This is a genomic window from Leptospira weilii serovar Ranarum str. ICFT (genome assembly GCF_000332415.1).
Classification (GTDB): Bacteria; Spirochaetota; Leptospiria; order Leptospirales; family Leptospiraceae; genus Leptospira; species Leptospira weilii_A.
Window position 1 is genome coordinate 99,004 of sequence record NZ_AOHC02000038.1, and the last position, 17,287, is coordinate 116,290.

14 protein-coding genes are annotated in these 17,287 nt (G+C 44.4%); 9 read left to right on the plus strand and 5 right to left on the minus strand.

Annotated elements, in window-relative coordinates; translation table 11 throughout:
• Positions 1-2 precede the first annotated feature (2 nt).
• Genes sucD through lpxB form a run of 6 tightly spaced genes read left to right on the plus strand, consistent with a single transcriptional unit; the run spans position 3 to position 6,359 of the window.
• The gene (gene sucD, locus LEP1GSC060_RS12905) at positions 3-878 is read left to right on the plus strand and encodes a succinate--CoA ligase subunit alpha (RefSeq protein WP_003005385.1); all 876 of its coding nucleotides are present in this window, start codon (positions 3-5) and stop codon (positions 876-878) included.
• A gap of 54 nt (positions 879-932) precedes the next feature.
• Positions 933-2,513, plus strand: a complete 1,581-nt coding sequence (locus LEP1GSC060_RS12910) for a TolC family protein (protein ID WP_003005166.1) — start codon at positions 933-935, stop codon at positions 2,511-2,513.
• Between the two features lie 19 nt (positions 2,514-2,532).
• Complete coding sequence (locus tag LEP1GSC060_RS12915) at positions 2,533-3,966, plus strand: SH3 domain-containing protein (protein WP_003005415.1); 1,434 nt, start codon at positions 2,533-2,535, stop codon at positions 3,964-3,966.
• Positions 3,967-4,003: 37 nt separating this feature from the next.
• The gene (locus LEP1GSC060_RS12920; protein ID WP_003005223.1) at positions 4,004-4,249 is read left to right on the plus strand and encodes an FmdB family zinc ribbon protein; all 246 of its coding nucleotides are present in this window, start codon (positions 4,004-4,006) and stop codon (positions 4,247-4,249) included.
• Between the two features lie 9 nt (positions 4,250-4,258).
• Positions 4,259-5,107 carry an LpxI family protein gene (locus LEP1GSC060_RS12925; protein ID WP_003005394.1) on the plus strand — a complete coding sequence of 283 codons (849 nt, stop codon included), beginning with the start codon at positions 4,259-4,261 and terminating at the stop codon, positions 5,105-5,107.
• Complete coding sequence (lpxB, locus tag LEP1GSC060_RS12930; RefSeq protein WP_003005163.1) at positions 5,061-6,359, plus strand: lipid-A-disaccharide synthase; 1,299 nt, start codon at positions 5,061-5,063, stop codon at positions 6,357-6,359. The genes LEP1GSC060_RS12925 and lpxB overlap by 47 nt, the downstream gene beginning before the upstream one ends.
• A 102-nt stretch (positions 6,360-6,461) precedes the next feature.
• Here lpxB and LEP1GSC060_RS12935 read toward each other — a convergent pair whose 3' ends face one another.
• From LEP1GSC060_RS12935 to LEP1GSC060_RS12955, 5 genes are read right to left on the minus strand one after another with little or no spacing between them, the layout of a single operon-like run.
• Positions 6,462-6,950, minus strand: coding sequence for an SRPBCC domain-containing protein (locus LEP1GSC060_RS12935; RefSeq protein ID WP_003005304.1), 489 nt, complete (start codon positions 6,948-6,950; stop codon positions 6,462-6,464).
• A gap of 26 nt (positions 6,951-6,976) precedes the next feature.
• Complete coding sequence (locus LEP1GSC060_RS12940) at positions 6,977-7,378, minus strand: hypothetical protein (protein WP_003005458.1); 402 nt, start codon at positions 7,376-7,378, stop codon at positions 6,977-6,979.
• The gene (locus tag LEP1GSC060_RS12945) at positions 7,348-9,672 is read right to left on the minus strand and encodes an LIC_12586 family protein (RefSeq protein WP_230458331.1); all 2,325 of its coding nucleotides are present in this window, start codon (positions 9,670-9,672) and stop codon (positions 7,348-7,350) included. Before LEP1GSC060_RS12945 ends, LEP1GSC060_RS12940 begins: the two co-directional genes overlap by 31 nt.
• On the minus strand, positions 9,576-10,229 hold the full coding sequence (locus LEP1GSC060_RS12950) for a tetratricopeptide repeat protein (RefSeq protein WP_003005179.1): 654 nt from the start codon (positions 10,227-10,229) through the stop codon (positions 9,576-9,578). The genes LEP1GSC060_RS12945 and LEP1GSC060_RS12950 overlap by 97 nt, the downstream gene beginning before the upstream one ends.
• A gap of 3 nt (positions 10,230-10,232) precedes the next feature.
• Positions 10,233-12,257, minus strand: coding sequence for an ATP-dependent helicase (locus LEP1GSC060_RS12955; protein ID WP_003005082.1), 2,025 nt, complete (start codon positions 12,255-12,257; stop codon positions 10,233-10,235).
• 333 nt (positions 12,258-12,590) lie between these two features.
• Between LEP1GSC060_RS12955 and LEP1GSC060_RS12960 the strand changes: the two genes are divergently transcribed.
• From LEP1GSC060_RS12960 to LEP1GSC060_RS12970, 3 genes are all read left to right on the plus strand, one after another.
• On the plus strand, positions 12,591-13,169 hold the full coding sequence (locus LEP1GSC060_RS12960) for an NUDIX hydrolase (RefSeq protein ID WP_003005150.1): 579 nt from the start codon (positions 12,591-12,593) through the stop codon (positions 13,167-13,169).
• 1 nt (position 13,170) lies between these two features.
• Positions 13,171-14,427, plus strand: coding sequence for an MFS transporter (locus tag LEP1GSC060_RS12965; protein WP_003005390.1), 1,257 nt, complete (start codon positions 13,171-13,173; stop codon positions 14,425-14,427).
• 64 nt (positions 14,428-14,491) lie between these two features.
• Complete coding sequence (locus tag LEP1GSC060_RS12970) at positions 14,492-17,134, plus strand: M1 family aminopeptidase (protein ID WP_003005467.1); 2,643 nt, start codon at positions 14,492-14,494, stop codon at positions 17,132-17,134.
• Positions 17,135-17,287: the final 153 nt, after the last annotated feature.

Genomic DNA, 17,287 nt, shown 5'->3' on the forward strand with positions numbered 1-17,287 from the left:
ACATGGCAGTATTAGTAGACGAAAATACAAAAGTCGTAGTTCAGGGAATCACCGGTAAGGAAGGTTCTTTTCACGCGACACAGATGCTGGCTTACGGCACGAAAGTTGTCGCCGGGGTCACTCCCGGAAAAGGCGGAAGCAAGTGGGAAGATAAGGTTCCCGTATTCAACACAATCCACGATTCCATAAAAAACGAAGGCGTAAACGCCGCCGTCATTTTCGTTCCCCCCGCATTTGCGGCGGACGCGATCATCGAAGGAATTTTCGCAGAACTCCCTCTCGTGATTTGTATCACGGAAGGAATTCCCACACACGATATGCTGAAGGTTTACAGTGTATTACGAAATTCTAAAACAAAACTCGTGGGACCGAACTGCCCCGGAGTGATCACTCCTCGGGCCAAACAAAAACTCGGGATCATGCCCGGTTTTATCCACAGCCCCGGCTCCGTGGGAATCGTTTCCCGTTCCGGAACCCTGACGTATGAATCCGTGGCTCAGATTACGAAACAAGGTCTGGGACAATCCACTTGTATCGGAATCGGAGGAGATCCGGTTCCCGGAATGAATCACACGGAAGCGATCAAATTGTTAAACGAAGATCCTGAGACCAAAGGAATCGTGATGATTGGAGAAATCGGCGGAACTTCCGAGGAAGAAGCCGCGGAATACATCAAGAATTACGTAAAAAAGCCGGTCGTGGGTTTTATCGCTGGTCAAACGGCGCCTCCGGGCAAAAGAATGGGTCACGCGGGAGCGATCATCAGCGGTGGTCTCGGAACCGCCACTTCTAAGATGAAAGCGATGCAGGAAGCGGGCATTCAAGTTTGCCAGTCCATCGCGGAAGTCGGAGAAAAAATGAAGAAGGCTCTGGGTTAATCAGGGGCCTACTGTATTTGTATCTCAAGTTCAAAAGCCAAGAAGGAGAACGGAATGAACATTCAAAACAAAAATTCTAAACTGTGGATTCTAAAAAGAACGGGCGTCGGAATTCTTTTGAGCAGTTTCGTTCTTCTTCCGTTTACGGCTCTTTTTGCGGACGGTTCCGCCGTTCTTAAATTGACCACCGAGGAAACCGTCAAACGCGCGTTAGAGAGCAATTACAACCTGCAAAATCTTCGTTACGAACTCGCAAAATCGGATACGAACTTTTTAAAAAACGATTCCAAGTATTCTTGGAGATTGGTAGCGGACGGAAAATCCAGCCAGTCCATTCTTCCTTTTAACCAAGCGAACTTTTTCACAGGAACGAAAATCTCAGACGATACCATCAAAGGTGGGATCGAAAAGATTTTCCAAACCACCGGAACCTACTTCAAAGTGGAAGCCGGAAATAGAAGATTCGACTCGAACGCGTTCGAAAACCCGGCGACAACTCCGTCCGGATTTTCCGCTTTGGGAATTCCTCCTCTTTATACGGGATTTGTAAGAGCGACCATCAGCCAAGACTTGCTCAAAAATTCATTCGGTTATAAGGGAAGAAACGAAGTTAAAATTTTAGAATCCCAAGCGGAAATGATGAAAAACCAAGTTTCTCAGCAAATTTCAGCGGTTATCGTAGATTCACTCGTTGACTTCTGGGACTATTCCATCAAAACGCAAGCCGTCAAAACATACACACAACTCGTGGAAAACACGAAGAACATCCGCAATCTTACCGCTCGTAAACAAGGTCTCGGACTTTCCGAAAGTTTCGAAGTCAACCAGTGGAACGCTCTTTTGGCTCAGGCCCAAAACCAATTGGAAACCGCCCAAGTTCAAAAGGAAGAATCGAAACGTAAACTAGTACGTTCTCTTAAGATTCCGGACGGAACTTCCCTTTCCGAAGAAACCAATCTTTTGGAAGAACTGGTCGAAAAGCCGGACTATACAAAAGATTTAGAATATGCTTATAAACACAGAGCCGACTTTTTAAACGCTCTCAAACAAAAGGAAATCGCCGAAGCGGCGTTGAAAAATGCAAACAACGATCGTCTTCCCACTCTGACGCTTTCCGGCACCGGCGCCAGTCAGTCACAGAACGTCATTTCCCCTCAGGATAACTATTCCGATTCCAACCAAGGGATCACAACCACGAAGTATAAAGAATGGACCGGGCAAATGAATTTTGTTTACCCTCTCGCCGACAAGGGGATTTACGCAGGCGTTCGGGACGCAAATATCGGTATGCGTCAGGCGACACTGAAAGAGGAAGAACTCAAAAACGAAGTGAGGGACGACGTAAAAACCCGCATCGAAGCCCTCGAAGCCAGTCACAGAATTTATAAGAACAACATCACCACCGAAAGGGAAACTCAAAACTACTACAACGGAGTTTTAAGAAGTTTCCGTCAGGGAAGAGCGGATGCGGTTTCGGTAAAGAACGCGTTAGACACACACGTTCAAGACCAGCTCCGACTGACACAAGCAAGAGTGAATTTCAACATCGATCTGCTGCGTTACCATCTTGCTAAAAACGCATTACTCGAACGTTTTCAAGTGGATCGGGACAAACTTCTTCCGCACTTAGATTGACCGGAGGCCGGGGTAAAACTTGAGAAAGAGTTTTTTTGTAGCCCTCGGCCTTTTTTTCGCCTCTATTCTACTCGGTTTTCTGGTTTGGAAAATCCTAACTCGCAAAACCGATTCCGTTTATAAAAATTTCTCCAAAGGAAATTGGGAAGACGTGGTTTTAGAAGTTCTGGGAAAAAAAGATCCCGACTTGGAAGATTATTCTTACGCGTCCATGTCTCTGGCGGAATACAACTTCGGACTTTTAGCCTTAACCTCCGAAAAAAAAGAAAAGGTCGTCTCCAAGTTTGCCGAAAAATCCGGGCTCAAATTTTTTAAAAGAGAAGTCGGAGGAAGAACGATCTTCACGTTCGAAGACAGATTTTTTTCCTTTTTACCGGACGGCTCCTTTCTCAAAACGAGAGCGCTTTGTAAAAAGCTGACCCTAGCCGCGGAATACGAAACGCAGGACATTCTTTCCAGATATCTTTTGAAATTAATTTCATCCAATCCTCTTCCTCTTTATAACGAATACAACCAAGCTCTGCTCAAATCGCTTTCGGCGGGCTCCGCACGCGAGCTGGATGAAAACGGAAGATCCAAACTTTCCAAACTGCTCGAATACTTTTCGGGAAGAGAGGACTCTCCGTTTAACGGCGGTAAGGCGGAGATCGAAGGGAAAAATTTAAACGTAAGAACCGGGCCCGGAACCGAAAACCCGATCGCCTTTCAATTTACAGGCGGGGAAACCGTGTTCATACTCGATCGAGATTTACGAACCGAAACCATCGCGGGTAAAAAAGGAAACTGGAATCAAGTATTGGATTTAAAAAACGGAAACGTGGGTTGGATCTTTTCCGGTTTTTTAAAAAACGTTTCTTCCGATCTTTCGATCTCACAGACGATGGAAGAATATTTCCGTGCGTTGGACAGATCTCCGGTTTGGGATTTTGAATCCTGGAAAGAAATTTCCGCGCCGAACGGATTTCAGGGAGAATACCATCCGACTGAAAAAATCGCTCTCGACGGCGATACGGGAATCGTTCTACATTCTTCCAAAAACAAGTACGATTCCGTTTGTCGTTCGGTGGAAGAACCGTTTCGGGATTTGGAATTTTACGCGTCCTTTTTAGGAGGAGACGAAACGATTCCCGTCTTTACTTTGTTAGCCGGTTCTCCCGGCGATTTGTATAAGGCCTTCGAGATCGAAATGGACAAGGAAAGTATTTCCATCAACCGGAATCGATACATCACCGGAGACAATTTTGCCAAAAAAAGATTTCGCATCCGTATTCAAAACGGCGGTTCCGGATTTCAGGGCGGTCTGATCGTTTCCGAAAAAAACGTTTTATCCGGAATCGATTCCCTGGAAACGATCGATACTAATTCGGGAATACGATGGAAACTTTGCCTTCCGATGGCGAGAGAAAATTCGGACTCGAGTTTGAGCGTTTTTCAGTTCAAATTCGTTCCATAAGAAATAGTAAATTAGAATATACGAATAGAGAAAATCCATGCCGACATACGACTATAAATGCAAAGCCTGCGGACAAACGTTCGAACAATTCCATTCCATGAAGGACGAACCCGTCAAAGATTGTCATCTTTGCGGTAAAAAAGGAGACGTGGAAAGAATGATCTCCAACGGTTCCGGAATCATCTTCAAAGGAACCGGTTTTTACGTGACCGACTACAAAAAAAGCGCTCCCTCCGGAGAATCCTCCGGATCTGCGACGCCTTCCGGTTCTTCCTCGGAATAAGGTTTTCCTTTGGGAAGATTAGGAATTCTTGCCGGAGCGGGAGAACTGCCCCATATCGGAATGAAAGAGGCTCTCTCCGCGGGCGAAGATCCTATTTTTCTTTCCATCATCGAATCCGATTTTCATGCGGGTAACTACGGAGACCGCAACCTTCCGATTCATATCGTCAAAATCGGAGCTCTCATAAAGTTATGCAAAAAACATAATATAGATCGGCTTCTTCTGCTCGGAAAGGTAAAAAAAGAAATCATATTCAAAAATTTGAAATTCGATCTGAAAGCGATCGTTCTTCTCGCCAGAATGATCAACAAACACGATTATTCGATTTTCAAAACGGTTTCGGACGAATTTGCAAAAGAAAAAATCGAGATCATCTCCCAAAAAACCTATCTACAATCCCTATTTCTTCCAGAAGGAAGGTTTACCAAAAAAACCTTGAACAAAAAAGAACTGGAAGACGTGGCTTTCGGTATGGAATACGCGGAAAAGATGGCGGGACTGGACATCGGTCAAACTGTGGTCGTTCTGGATAAATCCGTTCTTGCGGTGGAAGCCGTGGAGGGCACGGATCTTGCGATTCAACGGGGAGGTTCTTACGCCAAAAAAGGCAAAGCAACCGTATGCAAAAGTTCTAAACTACATCAGGATCACCGTTTCGATCTTCCCACGGTCGGAGAAAACACTCTGAAAACGATGTATGAAAACAACTGCACGACCTTGGCTCTTCGCACCGGAGAGACGATCATCGTACATCCAAAAGAATTTATTAACCTTGCGGAAAAACTAAAAATCCACATCTTGAGTATCGGCAATGGCAACCTTACGAAAATCAACTCTACAATCAAAAAAATCCGGTAGCCAACCCAAACGCGCTCCCGTTGTTTCGAACAAAAAGGACGATCCGAAAATCCTGATGTTGGCAGGCGAACATTCGGGCGACCTTTTGGGCGGGGAATTGATCCGAGAACTGGGAAAAAACTTTTCCGATCTGGAAACGTTCGGAGTCGGCGGAGAAAGAATGATCGAAGAAGGTTTTACTTCGATCGAATCCATGGAAGAACTTTCGATCATCGGTTTTTCCGCGATTCTTTTCAAGTATAGATTTTTAAAATCCTTGATCGGAAGATTGATCGACGTCGCCGTCGAAAGAAATTGCACTCACGCGATCCTAATCGACTATCCCGGTTTTAATCTTCGTCTTGCCAAAGAACTTAAAAAACTTGGAATCACCGTGGTCTTTTATGTTTCTCCTCAACTCTGGGCCTGGAAGTTCGATCGGATTTATACGATCCGAGATAACGTCGATTTAATGCTCGTGCTTTTCCCTTTTGAAAAAGAAATCTATGATCGTTACGGAGTCCCCTGCGAGTTTGTGGGTCATCCTCTTGCGGTTCGTTTGAGGGAAAAAATCCGAAAGGAAACTCTCATTCCCGACCCGGAAGACAAAACTCATTTTCATTCCACGATTACGCTTATGCCCGGTTCCAGGAGCGGAGAAATTAGAAGAATCTTAAGCGATCTTTTGGAAACCGCAGGCCGACTTTCCGATCATTATGAAACGGAGAAAAAGAAAATCCGCTTTCTTTTACCGAACATCAATCAAAAAGAAGAAGTTTACATCCTCGAACGGATCGAACTCGTAAAAACGAAATATCCCAATCTAAAAATCGAATATTTGTTCGATCGATCTCTTCGTGCAATCGAAGCCGCAGATCTGGTTTTGGTTACGTCCGGAACCGCCACCTTGGAAGTGGCTTATTTCGAAAAACCCATGGTGATACTTTACAAAGTCAGCATGTTCACTTACGTGATCGGTTCTCTTTTTATCCGGACTCCTCATATCGGACTTGTGAACATTCTTTCCGGCAAGGAAATCTGCAGAGAACTCGTTCAGGCGGAATGCACTCCGCCGCATATCGTGGAGGAATCGATTTCACTTTTGGATAACAAAAAATACCGCACCCAAACGATCGAAGACGTTCGTAAAGTGAAAGAAGCCTTAGGCAGCGAAAACTCATCCAGACACGCTTCGAGAGAAATCACGAAGCTGATCAAAGGAATTGCGAAAAAAACGGGACAGGAATCCGGAAACCCGGAACAGCAGATATAAATTTAGAGTTTTAGTATATTTCAATAGTATTATATTTTAAGAAACGCAAAAATAAAATCCTTAAAATAACGTTAATATAGGTTTAAAACGAACACAACCAATCTAAAAAAATCCCTTTCTCAAGTTGATCCCGTATTCTAAATACGCTTTGAGACAGCAGCTCATATTCATCCAACCTTGGCAATTCATGTAAGAACCGTCTAACGCAGCCTGGGATTCTTTCCAACCCGATTCGGTGATTTTCAAAAGAGTATTGTTCGAGTCCAAGGTTTCAAAAAGTATCTCCGTGCGAGTTTTGTAACCTCCGGTCGCAAGCAGTTCGTTTTCACCCTCGTAACTTCCTTCGTGCGCGTCCCATTCCAAAACGATTTTTGAATTCGGGATCACTTCCTTTACGAATACGCGAACTCCTTCGTCATTTTCGGAAGGGAAGTCGGCGAATTTCCAAATTACCTCGGCTCCCGCCGTCAAAGGACCGCTCGCGCCCCCGGTCGTAAAATAACCGCTCAAATGTTTGGGATCGTAGACGGCTTGGAAAACCTCTTCCAACGGTTTTTGAATTTTAGTCCGCACCGTAAATTTTAAATCCATACCAATTCCTCTTAAAAAATCAAATTTTAATCCGAAGAAATTCTTTTTAAAACCACAAGATCGTCGCCCCAAAGCCCTTGCCAAGTATCGACTTTCAACTCGCGAAACAAAAAATAACCGCTGGGAGTTTCCTCCCCTCTTCTTCTAAGCTGAAGACCTTCGCCGTCTTCCATAAGATACAACTTGGTTTCGGAACGTTCTTCCAAAAGAACCGCTTCCCTATCGCTGATAAATCGGATTTGAATCGCAGGAACGATCGGCGAAACCCTCCAGGTTCCGATCAAATCGGTTTTCGATTCGGCGCTTTTACCGACGGGTATATTAGGATTTTTGAAAATAAAAAGATAAATGCCGAACGCCGACAGAATCGCCAAAAGAACTCCGGTCGTAATCAGAATTATCTGTCTCCGATTGATTCCAGTTTGCATTCCCCGGCCTCCTCCTTAAATTTTCTACTGATATAGGTATCGTTCAACTTTCCGTTGGCGCTGATTCTTACTCGGTTGCCTTCCACGGCCCCATAACCTTTTAAATCCGCCGTTTCGTTTTTCCAAAAGACGTTTCTGTAATAGGACAGGGTCGGTAAAAGGTTGTGTTCGTATCCGAAATCAAAAGGTTCCCTAAGATTTAAAGGAAGAGATCTTTTATCCTGAAAACGGGAACGATTAAAACTCACGTTATGCAAAACGTTCAAAGAATTATGGAGCGCTAAAAAGTCGTCCCCGAAAAAACGAATCGTAGTATCCGAGGTAACCGTTTCTGGAACGATCCAAGATCCGCAGAAACCGTTCGCAGGTTCTTCCCAAGGCATTTCGGTAATCTTAAGTCTCAAATCAAAATACGGATTGTCCTGGCCGAAGGTAAAGTTTGCAAACGCTTCCACGAATGGATTTTCATCTCGGAATCCTTTCAGATCCAGTCTTGAAAAAAAAGGAACCACCTTTCCGCTCAGAGCGAATCTTCCCAGATCTTTTTCCTTAAGTCGAAAGGACTTCAATTTCCATTGAACGGTAAACGTAAAATACTCCATTAGATATTTGTAAAATGGAGTTCTGGTCCAACGAATTTCGGGAACCAATTTTTCCTGCCGGGTTTTGATATCGGTTCGAATCCAATTCTTCCAAGAATGATAAACCGGCAGAAAATCCTTCACCGAAACTCGATCCAATTCGAGATCCCATTTCCAATCGTTGTATAAGGGATAAAAAAAGGCTCCGTTGGCCCGAGGAGATTTTTTCCAACCGGTTTTACCGGTAATCCGGGTTGTAATCGATTCTTGAAACAGACTTCCTTTTGCGTCGAACTCCAAAAGATTTCCCGGAAGAACCTTAAAATCCGCCTCTTCCAGTCGGAGATCTAAAAAAGGATCCTTCCAATGAAAACCCAGAAGATTCAGGGAAACGTTACTTTTGATCCAATCCCCGTAATTTCCGGATTCTTCCCATTTTCCTTTCAGGTTCAACCGACCTTCGAGAGTTTCCAGATCCCCCGGCAATTGAAAAATAGATTTTAATTCTTGAATATTCTTCCAATCCGCAAAAATTTCCCAGGTTGCGAGTTTTTTCGGATTCAGGCCGTACGTTAGACGAAACAGATTGCCCTCTTTTGTAAAGATATGAATCTGTTTTTCTCCGGTTTCGTCTAACGTCAAATCCATCTCGTGAACAAGATCCGCGTCTTTCAGATCCGGAATTTTCAGACCCAAGGGCAGGTCTTGAAGGATTTTTCCGGACACGTTCGTGAATTGATTTTTTCCTTTTACGAAAACTTTTTTTCCGTTCAAAACGATTTCGTATTCTCCGGAAATCTTTCCGGAAGAAGGAGCGATTTTTCCGAACAAGGAATAGATCCCGCGAACCTTCTCCGCTTTTACATTCTGAAAACGGAAACTACTTTTAGATTCGTTCGAATCGAACTTGGTTTCGAAAGTTCCCTGGATAAATCTGGAATACGGAAAAGGAAATAAGGAATCTCCGACCGCGACGATAACACCTTCGGGCCGTTTGGTGATGATAATGTCGATTCCTTTCAACGCGCTCAGAATCTCTTCCCCGCCTTGCGAAACCGTAACCGTAGTATTCATCAAACGGATTTCGGGAATATTGATCTTTTGAATATAACCGATGAGTTCTCCCGCAATTTGATCCTGCAGATCGATATTGATCGAAGAATCTTTTACGACGATCCCACGAACGAAAGGTTGTCCCTTCCACAAACCTCCGAGGCGAAACTGGATCTTATTGGTTCGAAAAAGAATATGATTGAGCGCGAAATCCTCGTCGGAAGAAATCCGAAAGTCTTCGAACACGACCGAGTTCGGAAAATCGTAATCCACAACTCCCAGAGTTACGGCGCGACCGAGTTCTTTGTTGATAAAATTTCTGGAAAGTTCCTTTAAACCTCGAAGGTCCAAAAGACGGGTTCGTACGTAATAACCGACGGATTCCACAACGATCGCGTGAATCGAAACCGCCGAAAGAAAAAGAATCAGTATGATTTTGGTTCTTCGATTTTCTTTTAAAAAAACGAAAAAGGACCCGAAAAAACGAACGAGATCGCCGGAAGCAAAAACGCCGAGCTTTTGTCTGACTCGGCGCCATCGATCGAATGTTCGATTGTGGGAAGTTATCTGGGGAGAACCTGAGAGAGTTGTTCTTGGATTTCTTTCAGAACCGGACTTTCCGGAAATTTCTGAAGTCCCTCTTCCAAAACCATCTGACATCTTTTGAATTCCTTGATCCGCATAAAACTATTGGTAACGGTTTCATAAAAGAGAATGTCTTTTTCAAAATCCTTTTCTCTGGATGCGCGTCCTAAAATGCCGAGCGCGAGGCCGTATTTTTCCTCTTGATAAAGAGCCTTTGCGTACATCTTTCTACGAGTTGTGGACTCGTAATTTTTATCGACGGACTCGGACTTTCTAAAATGAACGATCGCGTTTTCCGTGTCGTTGATTCCCAAATACGCGGTCCCAAGATAATGGTCCAAGTGCTCCAGACCTTTTCCTTCTTTAGAATTTTGGATTTCCTTTAAAACGACGGTCGCTTCCTTGTAAGATTCGATTTGAATCAGTAACTTCGCCTTTTCCATGAGCAAGGACGAACGTTTTTTTTCATCCGACTGAGAGGATGAAAGTTGAGAATCGATCGTTTGAATTTTAGAACGAATTGCGGACTCTTGAGAAAGAGCGGAATCCAGGGATTTTTGACCGCTTGTGCAGGCGGATAAAAGGAGGAAAATTGTTGTCGTTAAGGTGATTATTTTTGTATTGAACGTCATTGTCTACGATCCTGTTTTCAATTTTTCAAGTTCGGCGAAGAAGTCTTCCGTCTCCTGCTGACGAACCTCATCATTGGAAACCCAGTCCATAGTCTCCGGATCGATTTCCGTAAGAAATCGGGAGGCTTGGGTAGCCATTTGCTCCCCAAATTTGCGTCGATTTGCGGCCCCTGTCAAGCATAAATGCTTCCTTGCACGGGTCATAGCCACGTAGAGCAAACGTCTCTCCTCGTCCACCGAAGATTCTTCCGTCAAGACTCTGGAGTTGGGAAGAATTCCCTCTTCCATACCCGCGACATAAACCGACTCGAACTCCAAACCCTTCGATTGATGGATCGTAAGGAGTTGCACCCGATTGTCTTCCTTATCCTCATCGGAAGGATTCTCGTCTTCCATGAGTAAATTCAGTCGATTGATAAAGTCGAATAACGTAGGTTTTTCGGCGGAATCGTGATTCTCCTCGAAATAAGACATCATGTTGACAAGTTCGGAAAGATTGAAGGTTCGGGCCTTGGCGACCTTTTCGTCTTTTTCTTCGAGTAAAATCTCTTTTTCGATTCCCACTTCCTGGATAAATTCCCGGAACGCATAATACATCTTAGGCGCCGTGGAAAATTTCTTTTTTGTCCTTTCGATGAGGTTTACGAAATTGTAAACTTCGGATTGAATTTTTTTTTGTAGGCTCGGTATGAAATCGGGAGACTCGCAGACTCGAAATAAAATTTCGTATAAGGATTCTTTCATCTCGGAAGCCTTTTCGTGAATGAGCGAAATACTTCCGGGTCCGATTCCTCGTTTGGGATAATTCAAAACTCGGAGTAACGACGCGTCGTCTCTCGTATTTGCAATAAGCCTAATATACGAAATCATATCCCGAATTTCCTTTCGATCGAAGAAGTTATATCCTCCCACGAGTTTATAAGGAACGGATCGGCTTCGGAGTTCCTCCTCGAAAGGTCGGGTTTGAAAATTGGTCCTGAATAAAATCGCGATCTGACTTCCGACCCTGGCGTCCTTAATGATTTCTTCCCGGATACAATCCACGACGTAGGCCGCCTCGTCCTTTTCGTCCATTCTTTCCAAGTAACGGATCTTCCTTCCTCCGGAAATGGAAGAGAACAATTCCTTGGACCTTCGGGATAAATTGTTTTTGATCAGAGAATTGGCGCCTTGGATGATCACCGATGTGGATCTGTAATTCTCCAATAGACGCACAACGTTGGCTTCGGGAAAATCCTTCTCGAAGTTTAAAATCAGACCGAGATCCGATCCTCGGAAAGCGTAGATGGATTGGTCGTCGTCTCCAACCACGCAGAGATTTCGATTCTCTCCCATGAGCGCCCTTAAAAATACATATTGAGTTTGGTTCGTGTCTTGAAACTCGTCGACCATGAAGTACTGAAACTTTTTATGATATTCTTCCCGAACTTCCGGAAAGTCTCGCAGCAAAATTCCGGGTAAAAGGATGAGATCGTCAAAGTCGAGCGAGTTCTGTTCTTTGAGGGATGTTTGATAACCGTCGAAGACGAGATTGGCGATTTGGTCCGACTCCACAAGGGAAGAATCCAGATATTCCCTGTATGCGGGACCCGAGTTTTTGATGCGGGAAATTTTTCCGAGGACTTCGGAAACCTTCGCTTTTTTTAACTCCACTTTATTAGCGATTAATAATGTAGTTAAGAATCCTTCCTGGTCGTTTTGATTCATCAATAGGAAGGGATGTTTGTATCCCAAAAGTCCGATATGTTTTTTGAGTATGTTTAAACCCAACGAGTGAAACGTCGAGAGGACGATTCCTTTGAGCTTTTGCCTCGGAATCATTTTTCGAACGCGTTCTTCCATTTCCCTCGCGCTCTTATTGGTAAAAGAAAGGGCTACGATTTTTCCCGCGGAAACTCCCGCAGTTTCGATCAGATGTACGATTCGATTGGAGATGACCCGGGTTTTTCCGGAACCGGCGCCGGCAAAGATGAGAATCGGCCCGTCTTCGTGTCGGACCGCTTTTTCCTGTTCAGGACTGAGTTTCATAAGTCACGTGACATAATCGGAGCGGGAAAGATTCTGTCAATCCTGTACACCCGGAATCAACCCGTAAGTTATCGTTTCGCGATCGTCCGAAATCTCAGTGGGAGTTCCCACATTTTGCAGAACTTGCAAGTTAGGTGATACGTTTTAGAACGTCTGAGCTTTCGGTTCAGTGAATACGTTTTAGGATGTCGAGGTGATAGGATTCTCTCTTGGAGAAAAAAACCTATTTTGAAACCATGGAGATGAGAATGAAACCCTTTCCTACCATCGGAAATTTTGTCGGAATTCCGACCAAAACGAACGACCCGCTCCTTTCATTCAAAGGAAGATACAATGAAACCATTTCATCCTGAAAAATACGATCCCCACTCGAATCTTTGGTCCAAGAGTCATCGAAAAGATTTAATCGCCACTCCGATTTTCAAACTCGTATCCTGGCATACCACTTCTCCCGACAAACGCGTTTCCAAAGATTTTTTTCATCTGGAATCCTTGGATTGGGTGAACGTAATCGCGATCACTCCGGAAAATAAAATTCTTCTCATCGATCAATACAGACACGGAGTTCATCGTTTCAGTTTGGAGATTCCGGGAGGAATCGCAGAGAAAAAAACTCTTCTTGAATCCGCGCAGGCCGAACTCGTGGAAGAGACGGGTTACACGTCGCAAGATTGGGAATACTTAGGAAAGGTCACTGGAAATCCGGCGATCTTAAACAACTGGTGTCATACCTTCGTTGCGAGAAACGTTCGTAAACTTCACGATCAAGATCTGGACGACAGCGAACAAATCGAAATTTTTGAAACGCCCATCCAAAACATTCCTCAATTGATCTCCGATCACATTCTTCATCACGGGATGATGGTCGCCGCTCTCGGAATGTATTTTATCAAGAACCCAATCCAACATTAAAATGACTTCAACACGAACAAAACACGATCCCTTCCAAGCCCTGAAAATCGCCGACTATCGTTCCTTTCTTTTCGGTAAGTTTATGGTGACTCTTTCCATCAGCATTCAAACCACAGTCGTAGGCTGGCAGATGTATCATCTCACAGGAAGCAACCTGCACGTGGGTTTTATCGGACTTACGGAAGCGATTCCTTCCATCGCGATGGCTTTGTTCTCCGGTCTTATCATCGATTCGTTCCCGAGAAAAAAAATCATCGCTTCGGCTCTCGGTCTTTTATCGATCTGCTCCCTACTCTTACTCGTATTAGTAATTCCTAATATGAGTTGGATCCTCCGAAATTTCGGCGTATATCCGATTTACTGCGTGATTTTTCTTTCCGGGATCGCGAGAGGTTTTTTAAATCCGGCGACCGCGGCGTTTCAAACTCAGCTCGTGGACAAGGAAACATTTCCGAACGCGGCGACTTGGAGCGGAATCGCCTGGCAGACTTCCTTAGTCCTAGGACCTCTTACGGGCGGAATGTTGATCGTCGCCGGTCTTTATTTCGCGTATTCGATCGATCTTCTCCTGATGAGTTTCGGTTTGATTTTGATGTTATTCGTAAAAGGAAAACCGGTTCCGTCAAAACCGGAATCGAACGAAAGTATCTGGGAAAGTTTAAGCGGAGGTTGGAAATTTGTTTCCTCGCACCAAATCATTCTAGGCGCGATTTCCTTGGATTTGTTTGCGGTACTTTTCGGCGGAGCCGTCGCGCTCCTTCCTTCTTTTACCGAAAAAATACTGGGGCAAAGTCCCGAAATTTTCGGAATACTTCGTTCGGCGCAGGGAATCGGCGCGGTCCTTTGCGCTCTTTTGATCGCCGCACGACCTCCTAAAAAACATTCGGGTTGGATTCTTCTTTCTTGTGTGTTCGGCTTCGGAATTTGTATCATACTTTTCGGATTTTCAAAAGATTATAGGATTTCGTTTCTTTGTCTTGCGGCTGCGGGTGCGTTCGATATGGTCAGCGTCGTGATCCGTCACACCATCGTCCAGATGCACACGCCCGATCACATGAGAGGAAGAGTTTCCGCAGTGAATCATATTTTTATCGGTTCTTCGAACGAGATCGGAGAATTCGAGTCCGGCGTTACCGCGGAGTGGCTCGGAATCCGAAGATCCATCGTTGCGGGCGGGGCCTTAACTCTTTTGACCGTCGCCTTTGTGGGAGCGATCGCTCCCCGTCTTCGAAAGATGGAGTTGAAGGATATCATTTAGCGCGAGTTTAGAGACAAACTATATATTTTAATATTCTTATTTTCGAATATAAAAGAAGGAACCAATGGACGCTCCCAACATACTTACGCAAACAGAGGCCGTCAAAAGGGCGGAACTGGTCAATCAAGTCGGTTATGAAATTCGTCTGGATCTTAAGGCGGGATCTTCCACGTATCGCGGAGAAACCAAAATCCTATTTTTTTATACGGGGAACGGAACAGGAAAACTTAAAATCGATTTCGTAACGAAGAAGATCGAAGTGTTTTTGTTAAACGGAAAAGAATTTTCCGATTATACGAAAACCGATTCTTCCTTGGATATTCCCGGCGATTCCTTAAAACACGGAAAGAATGAAATCGAAATTCGTTATACGAACGACTACAATCACAGCGGTTCCGGATTTCATCAGTTCCAAGATCCTTCCGACGGTTCCGAATATCTTCATACGGACTTCGAACCTTTCGAAGCGCACCGAATGTTTCCGTGTTTCGATCAACCCGACTTAAAGGCGACGTATGAACTTTCCCTTATCGGGCCTAAAGAATGGAAATACGTTCACAACACTCTTCCTCTCCGGGAAAATCCTCAAAACGAAAGAATCGAAATTCGTTTTCGGAAAACGGCCGTTTTCTCCACCTACTTGTTCGCATTGATCGCGGGTCCGTACGAGGTTTGGGAGGATCGTTATCAAAACATCCCTCTTCGGATTTTGTGCCGGAAATCCCTCGCCAAGTATTTGGATGCGGAAAACATATTCGCGATCACAAAAGAATCTTTTTCATTTTTAGAATCTTACTTCGATTTTCCGTATCCGTACGGAAAATACGATCAGATTTTTGTTCCCGAGTTCAACATGGGTGCGATGGAAAACGTGGGCGCCGTCACTTTTTCGGAACATTACATTTTTAGAAGTCCCAGAATTTATTCCGAATATCTCGGAAGAGCCAACACGATCTATCACGAGATGGTTCACATGTGGTTCGGCAATTTGGTCACGATGAAATGGTGGAACGATCTCTGGTTGAACGAAAGTTTTGCGGATTATCTTTCCTATTACGCGATGTCCCACGGTAAATTATTTCCGGACGCCCTAGAACATTTTTACGTCAGGGAGGAATGGGCTTACAGAGAAGATCAACTCTCCACGACCCACCCCGTTGCGGGAAGCGCAGAGAACACGTTAGACGCCATCAGCAACTTCGACGGAATTTCCTACTCCAAAGGCGCTTCGGTTCTTCGTCAATTGATGTATTACATCGGAGAAGACGCGTTTCGAAAAGCGATGCGGAAATACTTTCAAAAATTCGCAAATTCGAATACGGTTCAAACTGATTTTTTGGATACGATGTCCGAAACCTCGGGAATCGATATCCGCAGTTGGAGCCGGGAATGGTTGGATACGACCGGAGTGAACACTTTACTTCCGGAATGGAAAGAGAACCGTCTATTCATCCGACAACTTCCTTCCGAAAAAAACGGACTTTTGAGAACACACGCCTTGGAAGTTACGGTCTTTACTCTAAAGGAAAACCGGACCGAAGAAGAATACAACGGACCCGTTCCTTATTCCTTCCAAGTGGCGTGGAAGGATAAGGTAGTCGTTCAAGGAAAAGAAACCCTCCTTTCCTACGATCCAATTGTAAAAACGGATCCTTCCATTCATAAAAATACAAAGACGAAAAATTCGCCAACTTTGAAAACGACCTCCGATTCCAAAAAATCCGTTTCCTCGGAAATCGTAGTATTGAACACAAACGACCACGCCTATGCGAAAACGTATCTTCCGAAAGACGGAATCACCTTACTCAAAACGTCCTTGAACCAAGTAAAGGATCGTTTTGCGAGAAGAATTCTTTGGGGTTCCCTGTGGCAGATGACGCGTGACGCGGAAATTTCGCCGAAGGATTTTCTGGAACTCGTTTTCCAACAGGGAATTTACGAAGAGGATCTTTCCGTTCGAAGCAGTCACATTCTTACCAAAGCTTCTTCCATCGCGACGAGTTACTTAAAAAAAGAAAACAGGGAAGAATGGTCCACAAAACTCAACGAACTCGCAAAAAGCGGACTTACAAACCCTTCCATCAAAGAGGAAGAAAAAATCGTTTGGTATAGAATGCTCGAAGGAACGTCCAGAACTCCGGACCAACTTTCTTACCTAAAAGATCTTTTAGACGGCAAGATCACGATCCCCGGTATCAAAATCGATCAAGAAAGAAGATGGAGCATTTTAACGAGACTTTCCGCTTTCGGAAACAAGGACGCGTTAGACCTCATTGCCAAAGAGGAAAAATCGGACACTGCCGACCTGGGCGCAAAAAAAGCATACGGAGCCAAAGTCGCCTTTCCCGATCCCAAGACAAAGGCTTCCGCTTGGAAAGAATTCACCGATCCGAACACAAAACATTCCACCGATAGGCTTCGTTACGGGATGAGGGGTTTTTATTGGGATCATCAGGAAGAGATTCTCAAACCCTACGAGGATCTATACTTTCAGTCCGTGATCGGCATTTATAAGAATCGTGATTCTCATTTTTCTTCCGCGTTTGGAAATATTTTGTTTCCGGGTGTGGAACCGAATCAGGCCCTTGTGGACAAAACCAATCGTTTTCTCAAGGAACAAAAAGAAATCCCGGCCCTTCTCAAAAAAGATCTGAAACAACACAGAGACGATTTGGAAAGAACCGTGAAAATTCTTTCCAAACAGTGAGTGGATGCTTATGAATGTGGGTTTAGAGGCCGGTGATTAAACGGCATTATACCACAATCTCGAATGAGAAAAATTCATCCCGAACCGATTACGATTCCATTCTGTTTTGTTAGGATTCCGTTACGATAAACGACATTCGACGTAGTTTAAAAT

Bases quoted from the DNA above. Each gene is read 5' to 3' on its own strand.
- sucD (WP_003005385.1), top strand. From the start codon at position 3: ATGGCAGTATTAGTAGACGAAAATACAAAAGTCGTAGTTCAGGGAATC.
- LEP1GSC060_RS12910 (WP_003005166.1), top strand. From the start codon at position 933: ATGAACATTCAAAACAAAAATTCTAAACTGTGGATTCTAAAAAGAACG.
- LEP1GSC060_RS12920 (WP_003005223.1), top strand. From the start codon at position 4,004: ATGCCGACATACGACTATAAATGCAAAGCCTGCGGACAAACGTTCGAA.
- lpxB (WP_003005163.1), top strand. From the start codon at position 5,061: ATGGCAACCTTACGAAAATCAACTCTACAATCAAAAAAATCCGGTAGC.
- LEP1GSC060_RS12935 (WP_003005304.1), bottom strand. From the start codon at position 6,950: ATGGATTTAAAATTTACGGTGCGGACTAAAATTCAAAAACCGTTGGAA.
- LEP1GSC060_RS12940 (WP_003005458.1), bottom strand. From the start codon at position 7,378: ATGCAAACTGGAATCAATCGGAGACAGATAATTCTGATTACGACCGGA.
- LEP1GSC060_RS12945 (WP_230458331.1), bottom strand. From the start codon at position 9,672: ATGTCAGATGGTTTTGGAAGAGGGACTTCAGAAATTTCCGGAAAGTCC.
- LEP1GSC060_RS12950 (WP_003005179.1), bottom strand. From the start codon at position 10,229: ATGACGTTCAATACAAAAATAATCACCTTAACGACAACAATTTTCCTC.
- LEP1GSC060_RS12955 (WP_003005082.1), bottom strand. From the start codon at position 12,257: ATGAAACTCAGTCCTGAACAGGAAAAAGCGGTCCGACACGAAGACGGG.
- LEP1GSC060_RS12960 (WP_003005150.1), top strand. From the start codon at position 12,591: ATGAAACCATTTCATCCTGAAAAATACGATCCCCACTCGAATCTTTGG.
- LEP1GSC060_RS12965 (WP_003005390.1), top strand. From the start codon at position 13,171: ATGACTTCAACACGAACAAAACACGATCCCTTCCAAGCCCTGAAAATC.
- LEP1GSC060_RS12970 (WP_003005467.1), top strand. From the start codon at position 14,492: ATGGACGCTCCCAACATACTTACGCAAACAGAGGCCGTCAAAAGGGCG.